This is a genomic window from Streptomyces sp. JB150, from assembly GCF_011193355.1.
In the GTDB taxonomy this organism is placed as follows: domain Bacteria; phylum Actinomycetota; class Actinomycetes; order Streptomycetales; family Streptomycetaceae; genus Streptomyces.
On record NZ_CP049780.1, the window covers coordinates 6001862 to 6016425 of the forward strand.

Below are 14564 nucleotides of genomic sequence, written 5' to 3' on the forward strand. Positions count from 1 at the left end.
ACCGAGGAGGGGGACCGCCCATGGGCTGGCACCGGGAGCTGCTGACCGGCTTCGACCTGGAGACGACGGGGACGGACCCGCACACCGCACGCATCGTCACGGCCGCCGTGATCGAGGTCAGGGACGGGCAGCCCCTCGGCCGCAGGGAATGGCTCGCGGACCCGGGGGTCGAGATTCCCGCGGACGCGGTCGCCGTGCACGGCATCAGCAACGAACGCGCGGCGGCCGAGGGCCGGCCCGCCGACCGGGTCGCGGACGCCGTCGCGGACGTCCTCACGGGGTACTGGAAGACGGGCGTCCCGGTCGTCGTCTACAACGCCTCCTTCGACCTGACCCTGCTCTCCGCCGAACTGCGGCGCTACGGCCTGCCGTCGCTGCGCGACCGCCTCGGCGGCCAGGACCCCGCCCCGGTCATCGACCCGTACACCATCGACCGCCGCGCCGACCGCTACCGCCGCGGCAAGCGCACCCTCGAAGCCGTCTGCACCGAGTACGGCGTGCCGCTCGACTCCGCCCACGACGCCACCGCCGACGCCCTCGCCGCCGCCCGGCTGGCCCGCGCGATAGCCGGCCGCCACCCCAAGATCGCGGCCCTCGGCCCGGCGGAGCTGCACCGCCGCCAGATCGAGTGGTACGCCGAGTGGGCGGCGGACTTCCAGAACTTCCTGCGCCGCAAGGGCGACGCGGCGGCGGTGGTGGACGGCGCCTGGCCGGTGCGGGAGCCGACCACCGCGACGACCGGCTGACCGGGCGGCCATCGCGGCTACCGGCTGACCTGCCGGGCTCTGCGGGGAACGGTCTGCCCGGCTGACCGGCCGACCACCGCGGGGAACCGCCTCGCCTCAGAACGGGTACCAGCGCACGGCCGGGTCCCCGTCCCGCAGCGACGCCACCCGCCGCTCGAACTCGGCCAGCGCCTTGGGGTTCCCCGGAGCGTGCTGGGCCACCCAGGCGCAGCTCGCCGTCTCCCGGGCCCCGCGCAGCACCGCACAGCCCTCCCACTCGCGCACATCCCAGCCGTAGGCCGCGGTGAAGGAGTCGTACGCCTCGGCCGGCAGGCCGTAGCGGTCGCGGGAGAGGGCCATCACCACCAGGTCGTGCTCGCGCAGATCGGCGGAGAAGGTCTCCAGGTCCACCAGGACCGGCCCGTCGGGACCGATGTGCACGTTGCGGGGCAGCGCGTCGCCGTGGATGGGCCCCCGCGGCAGCCGCGGGGTGAGCGCGGCCGCGGCCGCCACGAAACCGTCCCGCCGCTCGCGCAGGTACGCCGCGTCCGCGGGGTCGATCGCCTCGCCGGCCAGACGCAGCCAGCGTTCCACACCGCCCAGCAGATCGCGGGGCGGCAGCTCGAAGGGGGGAGAGGGCAGTGCGTGGACGATCCGCAGCAGCGCGGCCAGATCCCGCGGCTCCGCGGGACGTACGGGGTCGGGCAGCCGGTGCCACACCGTCACCGGGTGGCCTTCGACGAGCAGCGGCTCCGGCTCGGCCGCCCGCACCGCGGGGACACCGGCCTCTTCCAGCCACACCGCGACGGCCAGCTCACGGCGGGCCCGGCCCAGCAACTCGGCGTCGCGGCCCACCTTCACGACCAGGCCACCAAAGGCGAACACGGCGTTCTCGCCCAGGGCGAGCAGCCGGGCGTCCCCCGCCGGGCCGGGCAGCACTCCCGCCCTGGCCAGTACGTCCCGCGCCCGTGCCTCGTCCATCGTCCGCCTCCGTCTTCCTCTTCGTCTTCGTCGCTGTCGTCCGTCGTGGCCCTCGCACCGGGGTGGCCGGATTCCGCCGCCCCGCGGTCAGTCTCGCATCCGCACAGGTCGGACCGTGTGCGCGGTGCCTTGACGGCGCATCCCCCCTTCACGACCATGACGGAGGCCCGCCGGGCCCGGACCGTCACGAGCCGCGCAAAGGAGCCGATACGTGACCGTGGTGACCGAGGCCGGGCGCGCGTCACCGAGCCCGCCGAGCCCGGGCCGCCGAAGGCGTGGCGCCGGCGCCGGCCCCGGTGCCTGGTTCCTGGTGCTGCCCGCGCTGATCCCCATCCTGCTGCTGAGCGTCGGACCGCTGCTCTACGGCGTCTCGCTGGCCTTCACCGACGCCCAGTCGGGCCGCACCGAGCCGACGCAGTGGATCGGCGGGCTCAACTTCACCGACCTCGCCCGCGACACCCTGTTCTGGGAGTCCTTCCGCATCGGCCTGGTCTGGGCGGTCGGGGTGACGATGCCGCAGTTCCTGCTGGCGCTCGGCCTCGCCCTGCTGCTGAACCAGGACCTGCGGCTGCGATGGCTCGCCCGCGCGCTGGCGATCGTGCCGTGGGCGATGCCGGAGGTGGTCGTCGGCATCATGTGGCGGCTGGTCTACAACCCGGACGCCGGCATCCTCAACGAGACCCTGCGGGACCTCGGCCTCGGCGACGGCCGCGACTGGCTCAGCGGCCTCGGCACCGCGCTCCCGGCGGTGATCCTCGTCGGTGTCTGGGCCGGGATGCCGCAGACCACGGTCGCCCTGCTCGCCGGACTGCAGAACACCCCGCGCGAACTGCACGAGGCGGCGGCCCTCGACGGCGCGGGCGCCTGGCGCCGCTTCCGCACGGTGACCTGGCCCGCCCTGCGCCCCGTCGCGCTCGCCGTCACCGCCCTGAACTTCATCTGGAACTTCAACTCCTTCGCCCTCGTCTACGTCCTGACCAACGGCGGCCCCGGCGGCCGCACCCGCCTTCCCATGCTCTTCGCCTACGAGGAGGCCTTCCGATACGGCCAGTTCGGGTACGCGGCGGCGATGGGCTGCGTCATGGTGGCGGTGATCTCGGTGCTGCTCGCCGTGTTCCTGGCCGGCCGGCTCAAGGGAGGCGACGACGCGTGAGGACCCGTACGGGAGCCCGGATCGGACAGTACGCGGCGCTGCTCGCGTATCTGCTCTTCCTCGCCTTCCCCTTCCTCTGGCTGCTCTCCACGGCCTTCAAGCCGCCGCGCGAGCTGGGCAGTCCGCACCCCGCCTGGATCCCCGACCACCCCACCCTGGCCAACTTCCGGCAGGCCTTCGACGAGCAGCCACTGCTCCAGGCGGCGCTCAACTCGCTGCTCGCCGCGGCCGGGGCCGCCCTCGTCGCCGTGCTGATCGCCACGCCGATGGCCTACGTCATGGCCCGCCACCGCAACCGGCTGGCGCGGGCCGCGACCGGCTGGGTCGTGGTCAGCCAGGCGTTCCCGTTCGTGCTGGTGATCATTCCGCTGTTCCTGGTTTTGAAGAACCTGCGGCTGATCGACTCCCTGGCGGGGCTGGTGCTGGTGTACGTGGTGTGGGCGCTGCCGTTCGCGCTGTGGATGCTCGTCGGATACGTCCGCGCGGTGCCCACCGAGCTGGAGGAGGCCGCCGCGGTCGACGGGGCCGGGCGGCTGCGGACCCTGGTGTCGGTGACCGCGCCGCTGCTCGCACCGGGCATCGTGGCGACGGCGCTGTTCGCCTTCATCACCGCGTGGAACGAGTTCTTCTTCGCGCTGGTCCTGCTCAAGTCCCCGGAGAGACAGACCCTGCCCGTGATCCTCACCCACTTCATCGGCGCGGAGGGCGTCGCCGACCTCGGCCCCCTCGCCGCCGCCGCGTTCCTCGCCACCCTGCCCTCGCTGGTCGTCTTCGCGGTCATCCAGCGGCGGATCACGGGCGGCATGCTCGCCGGGGCGGTGAAGGGCTGATGCGGGCCCGGTTCACGGCCGCGCTCGTCACGGTCCTCGTGCTGCTCGCGGGCTGCTCCGGCGGCGGGGACGACCGGCGCGGCGACGGCCGGATCACCCTGCGGTTCCAGTCCCTGGCCTGGCAGCAGGAGTCCGTCGAGGCCAACAAGGAGCTGGTGGCCGAGTGGAACGCGGCCCACCCGGACGTGCGCGTGGAGTACGTCCAGGGCAGCTGGGACAGCGTCCACGACCAGCTCCTCACCTCCTTCGAGGGGGGCGAGGCCCCGGACATCATCCACGACGCCTCCGACGACCTCGCGGACTTCGCGTACGGCGGCTACCTCGCCGATCTGACGGACCTGCTGTCCGAGCGGCTCAAGGCCGGCATCCCGCGGCGCACCTGGTCCACGGTGACCTTCGGCGACGGCGTCTACGGCGTGCCGTTCCTCCAGGAGCCCAGGGTCCTCATCGCCAACGCGACCTGGCTGCGGGAGGCGGGCGTGCGCATCCCGACGCCCGAGGACCCGTGGACGTGGGCGGAGTTCCGCGCGGTCACGCGGCAGTTGTCGGGGGACGGGAAGTACGGCGTGGCCTGGCCGCTGAAGGAGCCCGTCTCCGCCACGCTCAACCTCTCGCTGTCGGCGGGCGGCAGGCTGTTCCACCGGGGCGCGGACGGAAAGGTCACCGTCCGTTTCGAGCAGGCCGACGCGGTGCTGCCGCGCACGATCCACGACCAGGTCACCACCGACCGCAGCGCCTCGCCCACCACCCTGGGCAGCGGCGGCTCCGACACCCTGCCCGGCTTCTTCGGCGGCAGGTACGCGATGGTCCCGCTCGGCTTCTCCTACCGTCAGCAGATCGTCCAGCAGGCCCCGGAGGGCTTCGACTGGCAGGTGCTCCCCGCCCCGGCCGGCGCGGACGGACTCGCCCAGGGCGTCAGCCCGCAGACGCTGTCCATCGCCGAGGACAGTCCGCACAAGAAGGAGGCCGCCGCGTTCGTCGACTTCCTCCTCCGACCGGAGAACATGGTGCGGCTCGCCCTCGGCGACTGGATGCTGCCGACCGGCACCGAGGCGCTGAAGGACCCGGCCCTGCACACCGCCCAGCACGGCTGGGCGACCGGCACCGCCCTCGCCGCCCACCTGCGCTCGGCACCCGCCCAGGCGGTCCGGGGCTATCCCGAGTGGAAGGACAAGGTGGCCACCCCGGCGTTCCAGGAGTACTACAGCGGCGCGATCGGCCTGGAGGAGCTGCGCGACCGTCTGGAGGACGACGGCAACCTGGTGCTGGCCCGCTACCAGCGCTGAGCACCGTCATTCAATTGGACGATACGTATCGTCTCGTCTAGGGTGGTGGGCATGACCTCACGCGCCCACATCGCCATGTTCTCCATCGCCGCCCACGGCCATGTGAACCCCAGCCTGGAGGTGATCCGGGAACTCGTCGCGCGCGGCCACCGGGTCACCTACGCCATCCCGCCCGTCTTCGCGGACAAGATCGCGCAGACCGGCGCCGAACCGAAGCTCTGGAACTCCACGCTGCCCGGCCCCGACGCCGACCCGTCGGACTGGGGCAGCACCCTGCTGGACAACGTCGAACCCTTCCTCGACGACGCCATCCAGGCCCTGCCGCAGCTCGCCGCGGCCTACGAGGGAGACGAACCCGACCTCGTCCTGTACGACACCACCGCCTACCCGGCCCGGATCCTCGCCCACCGCTGGGGTGTCCCCGCGATCTCCCTGTCGACCCACCTCGTCGCCTGGGAGGGGTACGAGGAGGAGGTCGCCGCCCCCATGTGGGAGGAGCCGAAGAAGACCGAGCGCGGCAAGGCGTACTACGCCCGCTTCCAGGCCTGGCTGGAGGAGAACGGGATCGGCCTGCACCCCGACGACTTCGTCACCCGCCCCGCCCGCTCGCTCGTGCTCATCCCCAAGGCGCTCCAGTGGAAGGCCGACCAGGTCGACGAGAACGTGTACACGTTCGTCGGCGCCTGCCAGGGCGACCGCACCGCCGAGGGCGACTGGCAGCGGCCCGCCGGCGCCGAGAAGGTGGTCCTCGTCTCGCTGGGCTCCGCCTTCACCAAGCAGCCCGAGTTCTACCGCAACTGCGTGCGGGCCTTCGGCGGCCTCCCCGGCTGGCACCTGGTGCTCCAGATCGGCCGGCACGTCGACCCGGCCGAGCTGGGCGACGTACCGGCGAACGTGGAAGTCCACTCCTGGGTGCCGCAGCTCGCCGTGCTGAGGAAGGCCGACCTGTTCGTCACCCACGCCGGGGCGGGCGGCAGCCAGGAGGGCCTGGCCACCGCCACCCCGATGATCGCCGTACCGCAGGCCGTCGACCAGTTCGGCAACGCGGACATGCTGCACAGCCTCGGGGTCGCCCAGCGCCTGTCCACGGAGGAGGCCACCCCCGAAGTCCTGCGCACGACCGCCCTCGCCCTCGTCGACGACCCGGAGGTGGCCCGGCGGCTGAAGGACATCCAGGCGCAGATGGCCCAGGAGGGCGGCACCCGCCGCGCCGCCGACCTCGTCGAGGCCGAACTGCCCGCCGGCCGACGGCAGCCGTAGCCGTCGGCCACGCCCCAGCGGTCAGGCGTACGCCGTGGTGTCCAGGCGGGCCTTGTAGATGATCGCGCCCTCCCGTGCCCGCGCCACTCCGCTGACGTTGAAGTGGACGTACTTCGTGCCGAAGACGTTGCCGTTCTCGACCGCGCCCGTCCACATCTGCTCGCCGGAGGAGTGGCGTACGTACGACTTCACGTACCGCCGCTCGTGCAGCGTGGACCTGGTCATCGACGCCGTGTCGACGGCGTACACCCCGTAGGTGTCGGTGACCAGCAGGCGGCCGGGGCGCCGGAAGTCCGGCTGGAGGTCGTGGGCGCGGGTGAAGGCGTCCAGGCGGCGCCCGGTGTCCTCCACCAGCTTCGCCGAGTTCGCCGTCGTCACGATCCGGTAGGCGGTCAGCCGCTTGCCGCCGCTCACCCACAACCGCTCCAGCCGCGGGTCCCACAGCGGACCGTGCGCCTGGTGGAACGGGACCGGGCTGCCCGCCCGCACCAGCGAACTCGCGTGGCTGTTCGCCGGCCGGAACACATGCAGGCTGCCGCCGGTCGCGGCGCCGCCCCCGCTGCCGTGGCTGCGGCCCGCGACGACGACCACGCCCGTGCCGCGGGCGCGTTCGATGCTGTGCGGGTAGTTCCGCACGTCCGACACCGACCACAGCAGCTTCTTGTCGCGGCGCCGGTAGATGCTCGCCGTGCCCGTGGTGGCGGTGCCGGTCACCGCGAGCAGGATCTCGCCGTCACCGTCGGTGGCGCGGAAGCGGTGCTCCATCGGGTGGCCCGAACCGGCCGGGTTCAGCTGCCCCTTGATGGTGTGGTCGGTGAACGGCTTGTTCCGGTCGAACAGGAAGATCCGCCCGGAGTTCACGTCCCCGATCAGCACGTCGAACGCGGCCGGGGCGGCGCTCGCCTCACGCGCCGTCAGCAGTCCGGCCGCCGGCGCGGCCACGGCCCCCGCGAGCGCTCCCCGCAACAGGCTGCGTCTGTCCATGAGTCGTCCTCCCCCTGTCCGGCATCGGGTCCCCGTCCGGTCAGCCAGACGGCGGCGAGGGCCCGCCGGTTCCCCCGGAACCGACGGGCCCTCGGCCCAGGCGGACGGAAGCAGCCCCTTTGCGAGCCCGTGCCCTCCGTCAGACCCGCAGCGGCTCGGGTTCGCCGTCCTCGTCCCGCGCCGGCCGGCCCACGACCGCCTCCGGCGCCTCGTCGTGGGTGAGGTCGGGCAGCCGGTCGAGCCACCGCGGCAGGTACCAGTTGCGCTCGCCCAGCAGCGCCATCACCGCGGGCAGCAGCACACCCCGGATGATCGTCGCGTCGATCAGCACCGCCGCCGCCAGACCCACGCCCATCTGCTTCATGGACTGCATGGACAGCGTGCCGAAGATGGCGAAGACGGCGACCATGATGACCGCGGCGCTGGTGACCACCCCGGCCGTGGTGACCACGCCGTGGGCGATCGCGTCCTTGGTGGAGCGGCCGCGCAGCCGCGCCTCGCGGATCCGCGACACCACGAACACGTGGTAGTCCATCGACAGACCGAACAGGATCACGAACAGGAACAGCGGCAGCCAGCTGACGATCGCGCCGACGCCCTCCGCGCCCACCAGCGAGGCGCCCCAGCCGTGCTGGAAGACGGCGACCAGGATGCCGTAGGCGGCCCCCACCGACAGCAGGTTCAGCACGATCGAGGTGACCGCGACGGTCAGCGACCGGAACGACAGCAGCATCAGCACGAAGGCGAAGACCACCACGAAGACGAAGACCGGCACGACCGAGCCGACGAGCTGGTCGTTGAAGTCCTCCGACCCCGCGACCTGCCCGGTGATCGGCGCCTCGACGCCCTCCACCTTGCCGAGCGTGGCCGGGCGCACCTCGTCGCGCAGCTTGTCCAGGCTGGCCCCCGCCTTGTCCAGGTCGGAGCCGCCGACCAGCGGGACGTAGACGAAGGCGACGTTCTGCTCGTCGTGCAGCTTGATCTCGACCGGGCCGCGCGAGGCGCCCGAACTCACCGCGCGCTCCCGGAACGCGGCGAGCGCGTCGCGCACCTCGGGCGCGTTGATGTCGTCCGCCTTGACGACCACCTCGGCCGGGTCGGAACCGCCCGGGAAGGCCTCGTTGACCCGGTTGTACGTCTGCACGATCGGCAGCGAGTCGCCGAACTCCTGGTCCAGGGTGAGGTTCTGCGTCTTCATGCCGAGCGCGGGAGCCGCGATCGCCAGCAGCGCGCCGCACGCCACCACCACGGACACCACGGGCCGCGCGAGCACGCCCTTCAGCACGGCGGTCCAGAACCGGCTCCCGCCGGCGCCCCCGGAGCCGCCCCCGTCACGGCGCCGGCGGGACAGGAACGGGATACGGCCCTTGTCCACCCGCTCGCCCAGCAGCGACAGCAGCGCCGGCAGCACGGTCACCGACCCGATCATGGCGACGGCCACCACCATCAGCGAGGCCAGGCCCATCGCCTCGAACTCGGCGATGCCGGTGAACAGCATGCCCGCCATCGCCACACAGACCGTCACACCGGAGACGACGATCGCGCGGCCACTGGTCGCGGCGGCGATCCGCAGCGCCGTCTGCGCGTCCCGCCCGGCGGCCCGCTCCTCACGCTCACGGCGCAGGTAGAACAGGCAGTAGTCGACCCCGACGGCCATGCCCACCAGCAGCATCACCGAGTTGGCGGTGTCGCTCATCGGCATCACATGGCTGATCAGGCCCATCAGACCCATCGTCGCCATGATCGCGGTGATCGCCAGCAGTACCGGCAGCAGCGCCGCCACCAGCGCGCCGAACGCGATCAGCAGGATGCCGAGGGCGACCGGGACGGCGGAGTACTCGGCCTTCTTGAAGTCGTCGCCGAACGCGTCGTCGAACGTCTTCATCATGCTCGCGCCGCCGATCTGCTCGATCCGCAGCGCCCCGTGGTCCCGCTGGACCTCCTCGACGGCCTTCAGCACGGGCTCGACGCGCTCGCCCGCGGTGTCCGCGTCGCCGCGCATGTCGAACTGCACCAGCGCGCTGCGGCCGTCCGCCGAGATCGTCTTCGTGTCGTACGGCGAGCTGATGTCGGTGACCCGGCCGGTCCCGTCGACCGCCCGCACCACGGCGTCGACGGCGGTCCGGAACTCCGCGTCGGTCGCCTTCAGCCGGCCGTCCTTCGACTGGAGCAGGACCGTCTCACCGGCCGGCTCCTCGATCCCGGCGTCCTCGACGATCTTCGCCGCGGTGCGCGTCTCGCCCTTGATCTGGTCGCTGTCCTTGACGTCGACCCGGCCCGCCGCCGAGCCGAGCCCCATCGCGAGGACGACGAACAGCACCCAGATGCCGATCGCCGCCCAGCGGTGCCGGGCGCTCCAGCCGCCGGCCCGGGCGGCGAACCCCCGTACCCGTGTCTGTCTGTCGGACATCAAGGTCCCCCTGCCGGTCTTCATGCCGGACTGCCCCTCCTGCGCGGCGGCGGCCCCCTGCCGCCACCTGTCGCTTCTGACGGTAGGGGCCGGGCAACGCCATCTCGTCGTGCTGCCCGGTGAAGCGGAGCACCCCCGGCTACTCCCCTCGGCCCCCCGCCGCTCCCCACTGAGGAGGACGCGGGCCCCTTACATCTATCGGGACATCCCCCACATCCACCGGGACACCCGCAGGCCGGACGGGCGGGCGGCGCACCGCTGTTGCGGAGTGCGCGACCTTGTCGAACAAGTCACAGACGCGTGCGGCTGTTGATGCACGACCCCTGCCTCGGCCAGAGTCTCCCGCAACCCCCCGCCCCGGGCCGGCGGTCGTCGTGCCCGCCCCCACGGGGCACGACGACCGCCTAGGGTGGGGCCCGTGACGACGTATGCGGCGCTGCTGCGCGGGATCAACGTGGGCGGCAGCAAGAAGATCCCGATGGCCGACCTGCGCACCCTCATGGAAGGCCTCGGCCACGACGGCGTGCGCACCTACCTCCAGAGCGGCCAGGCCGCGTTCACCTCCGCCCGCGGCGACGAGGAGTCCCTGGCCGCCGAACTCACCCGGGCGATCGAGCAGCGGTACGGCTTCCCGGTGGACGTCATCGTGCGCGACCACGCCTATCTGCAGGCGGTCGCCGACGCCTGCCCGTTCCCCGCCGCCGGCCTGGAGCCCAGGCAGCTCCACGTCACCTACTTCTCCGCCCCGGTCGATGAGGACCGGTTCGCCGCCGTCGACCGCGAGGCCCACCTCCCGGAGGAGTTCCGCCTCGGCGACCGCGCCCTCTACCTCTACGCCCCGGACGGCCTCGGTCGCTCCAGACTCGCCGAGGCCCTCTCCCGCCCCCGCCTGACCAAGGGCGTCATCGCCACCACCCGCAACTGGAACACCGTGCTCAAGCTGGTCGAACTGACCGCTCCTCGGTGAGGGAACCCCACGGCGCGCCCGTTCGTCCTCACAGACGAGGCCGGACCTCCGGACGACGCGACGGAATCGAGGGGCCATGAGCACGAACGACCCGAAGCTGCAGACGACTTTGGCCGACGGACGGCGGCTCACCCTGTCGCTCCCGCCGACGGACGCGCCCTGGGCCGCCGACGGCGTCGCGGGCCTGCGCCCCGTCCCGCCCACCCACACCGGCCGCGGCGACGAACCCCAGCCGCTGCCGTCCCGTCCCGCGCTGCCGCTGGACGTCGCCCTGCTCGGCCTGGGAGCCTGAGCGGGCCCTGAGCCAGCCCGTTGCCGGCCCCCTTCCCGAGCCCTGAACCGGCCGTTCCCGGGCGCCCTACGCGCCGACCGCCGCCGGCATCGGCGCACGCGCCCCGTCGTAGCGCTCCACCAGCAGCCGGGCCACCTCCGGTGCCGGGCCCAGGACGTCGGCGAGGACGTCCGCCTCGGCGGCGCCGCGGGCGATGCGGTCCGGGAGGAAGCCGGGGGCCAGGACGTACGGGGCGACGGCGACGCGGGCGCAGCCCAGCGCACGCAGTTCGCGCACCGCGTCCTCGGTGCGCGGAAGGGATGCGGAGGCGAACGCAGGCCGCACGGCGCACCAACCGGTGTGCCGCCACTCCCGCGCGATTTCTGCGATCACTGCGATCGCCTCCGGGTCGGTGGACCCCGCCGAGGCCAGCACGACCCCGGTCGAGGACTTGTCGGCGGGGCTCAGCCCCACCTCGTACAGCCGCCGTTCCAGAGCGGCGAGCAGCAGCGGCGACGGGCCGAGCACGTCCGCCTGGCGGATCCGCAGCCGGCGCGGCGCCTCCCGCAGCACCGCGGGGATGTCCGCCTTGGCGTGGAACGCGCGGGTCAGCAGCAGCGGCAGCGCGACCACGTCCCGCACGCCCTCCGCCGCCAGGGACTCCAGCACCGCCGGCACGGACGGGATGGTGAAGTCCAGGAAGCCGGTCTCCACCCGCAGGCCCGGACGCTCGGCGCGCACCCGCTCCACGAGGGCGTGCACGGTCGCGGCGTGCCGCGGGTCGCGGCTGCCGTGGGCGATGACGACAAGCACCGGCCGCATGGGAATCAGCCCTTCACCAGCAGACCGCGGCCGCGCAGCACCCGCCGCTCCAGCGGACTGAAGATCAGCAGGTCGATCGCGATACCGACGATCAGGATGAGCAGGATGGCGAGGAACACCATCGACATGGAGCTGGTGTTGCGGCCGTTCTCCAGCAGCTGGCCGAGCCCCACGCCGAGGTCGGGGGAGGAGGCGATGATCTCGGCGGCCATCAGGGACCGCCAGGAGAACGCCCAGCCCTGCTTCAGGCCCGCGAGGTAGCCGGGCAGCGCGGCGGGCATGACGATGTGCCAGGTGCCCTTCAGCCCCGTCGCGCCCAGCGTGCGGCCCGCGCGCAGATACAGCGGCGGCACCTGGTCCACGCCCGACACCAGTCCGTTGGCGATGGACGGGACCGCGCCGAGCAGAATGACGGTGTACATCATCGAGTTGTTCAGGCCCAGCCAGATCACGGCCGGCGGCACCCACGCCACCGACGGCAGCGACTGCAGGCCCGACAGGATGGGGCCGATCGCCGCCCGCACGAACTTCACCCGCGCCACCAGCAGCCCCAGTGGGGTGCCGATGGCGAGCGCGAGCAGGAAGCCGAGCAGGCCGCGCGAGACGGACGTCCAGATGTAGTCCAGCAGGGTGCCCTGCAGCCAGGCGGTGCGGACCTCGGCCCACACGTCGGCGGGGGCGGGCAGCTTCGTCGGGTCGTCGACGATCCCGAAGGCGACCAGCGCCTGCCACACCACCAGCACCAGCGCGATCGCGGTGACCGGCGGCAGCACCTTGCGCAGCAGCGTCTCGCGCAGCGGGGTGCGGTTCGACTCGACCGTCTCCAGGGCGTCCAGACCGGCCTCCAGGCCGGCCAGATCGCTCCCGTCCCTGACGGGCGCGCCGGCGGACGTGTCAGTGCTGGCCATGGCGGCGGATCTCCCCACGCAGTTCCTCGGTGATCTCCCGGGACAGCTCGGCGACCTCGCTGTCCTCGATACGGCGCGGCTGCGGGATGCCCACCGTCCACTGGCGCGCGATGCGGCCCGGCCGGGAGGACAGCAGCACCACGCGCTGTGCGAGCCGTACCGCCTCGCGCACGTTGTGCGTCACGAACAGCACCGACAGGCCGGTCTCGCGCCAGATGCGGGTCAGCTCGTCGTGCAGCACGTCGCGGGTGATGGCGTCCAGCGCCGCGAACGGCTCGTCCATCAGCAGCAGCCTGCTGTCCTGGGCGAGGGCACGCGCCATCGCCACCCGCTGGCGCATACCGCCGGACAGCTCGTGCACCCGCTTGCCGTACGCGCCCTTCAGGCGGACCAGTTCGAGCAGTTCCTCGGCCCGTTCGCGGCGCTCGGCCTTGGCGGCGACGCCGCGCAGCTTCAGCGCCAGCTCGATGTTCTTGCCCGCCGTCAGCCACGGGAACAGCGCGTGCTCCTGGAACATCAGCGCCGGCCGGCCGTCGGTCGCGATCGACCCGGCGGACGGCTTGTCCAGTCCGGCCACCAGGTTGAGCAGGGTGGACTTGCCGCATCCCGAGGCGCCCAGGAGGGTGACGAACTCGCCCGGCGCGACATCGAGGCTGATGTCGTCCAGCACGAGCTGCTGCCCGGCGGGGCCCGGGAACGACTTCGAGACGTGCGCGATGCGGGCGGCGTGCGCGGCGGCCGAGGTCTCGGTACCGTCGGCGGCCTTGGCGAGTGTCGTGGCCATGGTCGTCACCTCCTGGATCTCTCGGAAATCGGTTACCGGACGCCGAGGCCGGCGTCGTCGACGGTGGCCTCACCCCTGGCCGTCAGGACCTTGTTGAGCAGGGTGAGGTCGTAGATCCCGGTCAGGTCCGGCTGCTCCAGCAGACCGGCCTTGACCGCGTGTCCGGCCTGGGCTTCGAGGGTGGCGGCCAGCGGGTCGTCCAGGAAGGCGATCGACTTCCAGGCCGGGTCGATGACGTCCGCGGGCAGCGGCTTGCCGGTGTCGGCCGCCAGTTGCTCGTTCGCGGCCGCCTTGGCCTGCTCCGGGTGGGCGTTGATCCACTCGTTCGCCGCGACCGACGCCCGCAGCACCGCCTCGACGACGTCCGGGTGCTCCTTGAGGAAGTCCTGCCGCACGATGATGTTCGTGATGACGAACTTCTCGTCCGGCCACAGGCCGGACTCGTCCAGCAGCACCTTCGCGCCCTCGGAGACCAGCTTCGAGGCGGTCGGCTCGGGCACCCACGCGCCGTCGATGGAACCGGACTTGTAGGCGTCGGGGGTCACCTTGTTGTCGGTGCGCACGACGGAGACGTCGCCCTTGCCGCTCTGCGCGTCGACCGTCCAGCCCTGCTCGGCGGCCCAGTTGAGGAACGCCACGTCCTGCGTGTTGCCGAGCTGCGGGGTGGCGATCTTCTTGCCCTTGACGTCCTTCAGGGACGAGATCTTCTCCGGGTTCACCACCAGCTTCACTCCGCCGGACGCCGAACCGCCGATGATCCGCAGGTTCTTCCCGTGCGCCTTCACATAGCCGTTGATGGCGGGGGAGGGGCCGATCCAGCCGATGTCGATCGACTTCGAGTTCAGCGCCTCGATCTCCGAGGGGCCCGCGTTGAAGGTGGCGTACTGCGCGACCGTGGCGCCCAGCTGCTTCTGGAAGAAGCCCTGCTGCCGCCCGACCAGCGCGGTCGCGTGCGTGAGGTTGCCGAAGTAGCCGATCCGGACGGAGTCCAGACCGTCGATCTTCTTCGCCCCGGCGGCGATCCGCACGGTGTCGTCGTCCTTGGCCTGGGAGCCGTAGCCGCACGCGGCGAGCGCGAGCAGCGGGAGGGCGGCGATCACCGCGAGGGCGCGGCGCGGGACGGGGGTGGCAGGCACGGGGTGTTCCTCTCGGGGACCCGGCGGTCACGGAGCCGGTTCAGTCC

At 72.6% G+C, this 14564-nt stretch carries 14 protein-coding genes; 7 read left to right on the top strand and 7 right to left on the bottom strand.

Going from position 1 to position 14564, the window contains the following annotated elements; genetic code table 11:
* Positions 1-20: 20 nt before the first annotated feature.
* The gene (locus tag G7Z13_RS27490) at positions 21-746 is read left to right on the top strand and encodes a 3'-5' exonuclease (RefSeq protein WP_166002905.1); all 726 of its coding nucleotides are present in this window, start codon (positions 21-23) and stop codon (positions 744-746) included.
* Between the two features lie 96 nt (positions 747-842).
* Here G7Z13_RS27490 and G7Z13_RS27495 read toward each other — a convergent pair whose 3' ends face one another.
* On the bottom strand, positions 843-1706 hold the full coding sequence (locus G7Z13_RS27495) for an aminoglycoside phosphotransferase family protein (RefSeq protein ID WP_166002906.1): 864 nt from the start codon (positions 1704-1706) through the stop codon (positions 843-845).
* Positions 1707-1917: 211 nt separating this feature from the next.
* On the opposite strand from G7Z13_RS27495, the gene G7Z13_RS27500 reads away from it, so the two are divergent.
* Genes G7Z13_RS27500 through mgt form a run of 4 tightly spaced genes read left to right on the top strand, consistent with a single transcriptional unit; the run spans position 1918 to position 6235 of the window.
* Positions 1918-2859 (top strand): sugar ABC transporter permease, encoded by a 942-nt coding sequence (locus G7Z13_RS27500; RefSeq protein WP_166002907.1) that lies wholly within the window; start codon positions 1918-1920, stop codon positions 2857-2859.
* Entirely contained in the window at positions 2856-3689 is an 834-nt protein-coding gene (locus tag G7Z13_RS27505) for a carbohydrate ABC transporter permease (RefSeq protein WP_166002908.1), read from the top strand. The genes G7Z13_RS27500 and G7Z13_RS27505 overlap by 4 nt, the downstream gene beginning before the upstream one ends.
* Positions 3689-4975: a sugar ABC transporter substrate-binding protein gene (locus tag G7Z13_RS27510; protein WP_166002909.1), complete on the top strand. Its 1287-nt coding sequence runs from the start codon at positions 3689-3691 to the stop codon at positions 4973-4975. The genes G7Z13_RS27505 and G7Z13_RS27510 overlap by 1 nt, the downstream gene beginning before the upstream one ends.
* Before the next feature lie 51 nt (positions 4976-5026).
* Positions 5027-6235 (top strand): macrolide-inactivating glycosyltransferase, encoded by a 1209-nt coding sequence (gene mgt / locus G7Z13_RS27515; RefSeq protein WP_166002910.1) that lies wholly within the window; start codon positions 5027-5029, stop codon positions 6233-6235.
* Positions 6236-6256: 21 nt separating this feature from the next.
* Here mgt and G7Z13_RS27520 read toward each other — a convergent pair whose 3' ends face one another.
* Positions 6257-7219, bottom strand: a complete 963-nt coding sequence (locus G7Z13_RS27520) for a hypothetical protein (protein ID WP_166002911.1) — start codon at positions 7217-7219, stop codon at positions 6257-6259.
* 139 nt (positions 7220-7358) lie between these two features.
* Positions 7359-9629, bottom strand: a complete 2271-nt coding sequence (locus G7Z13_RS27525) for an MMPL family transporter (RefSeq protein WP_166002912.1) — start codon at positions 9627-9629, stop codon at positions 7359-7361.
* Between the two features lie 478 nt (positions 9630-10107).
* Between G7Z13_RS27525 and G7Z13_RS27530 the strand changes: the two genes are divergently transcribed.
* Together G7Z13_RS27530 and G7Z13_RS27535 are read left to right on the top strand one after the other, a co-directional pair.
* On the top strand, positions 10108-10596 hold the full coding sequence (locus G7Z13_RS27530) for a DUF1697 domain-containing protein (protein ID WP_240926538.1): 489 nt from the start codon (positions 10108-10110) through the stop codon (positions 10594-10596).
* A 76-nt stretch (positions 10597-10672) separates the two neighbouring features.
* Positions 10673-10888, top strand: coding sequence for a hypothetical protein (locus G7Z13_RS27535; RefSeq protein WP_166002914.1), 216 nt, complete (start codon positions 10673-10675; stop codon positions 10886-10888).
* 66 nt (positions 10889-10954) lie between these two features.
* Here G7Z13_RS27535 and G7Z13_RS27540 read toward each other — a convergent pair whose 3' ends face one another.
* Genes G7Z13_RS27540 through G7Z13_RS27555 form a run of 4 tightly spaced genes read right to left on the bottom strand, consistent with a single transcriptional unit; the run spans position 10955 to position 14517 of the window.
* On the bottom strand, positions 10955-11689 hold the full coding sequence (locus tag G7Z13_RS27540) for a sirohydrochlorin chelatase (RefSeq protein ID WP_166002915.1): 735 nt from the start codon (positions 11687-11689) through the stop codon (positions 10955-10957).
* Positions 11690-11694: 5 nt separating this feature from the next.
* Complete coding sequence (locus tag G7Z13_RS27545) at positions 11695-12597, bottom strand: ABC transporter permease (protein WP_166002916.1); 903 nt, start codon at positions 12595-12597, stop codon at positions 11695-11697.
* Positions 12584-13381, bottom strand: coding sequence for an ABC transporter ATP-binding protein (locus tag G7Z13_RS27550; protein WP_166002917.1), 798 nt, complete (start codon positions 13379-13381; stop codon positions 12584-12586). Before G7Z13_RS27550 ends, G7Z13_RS27545 begins: the two co-directional genes overlap by 14 nt.
* Before the next feature lie 32 nt (positions 13382-13413).
* Positions 13414-14517 carry an aliphatic sulfonate ABC transporter substrate-binding protein gene (locus tag G7Z13_RS27555; RefSeq protein WP_166002918.1) on the bottom strand — a complete coding sequence of 368 codons (1104 nt, stop codon included), beginning with the start codon at positions 14515-14517 and terminating at the stop codon, positions 13414-13416.
* Between the last annotated feature and the right edge of the window lie 47 nt (positions 14518-14564).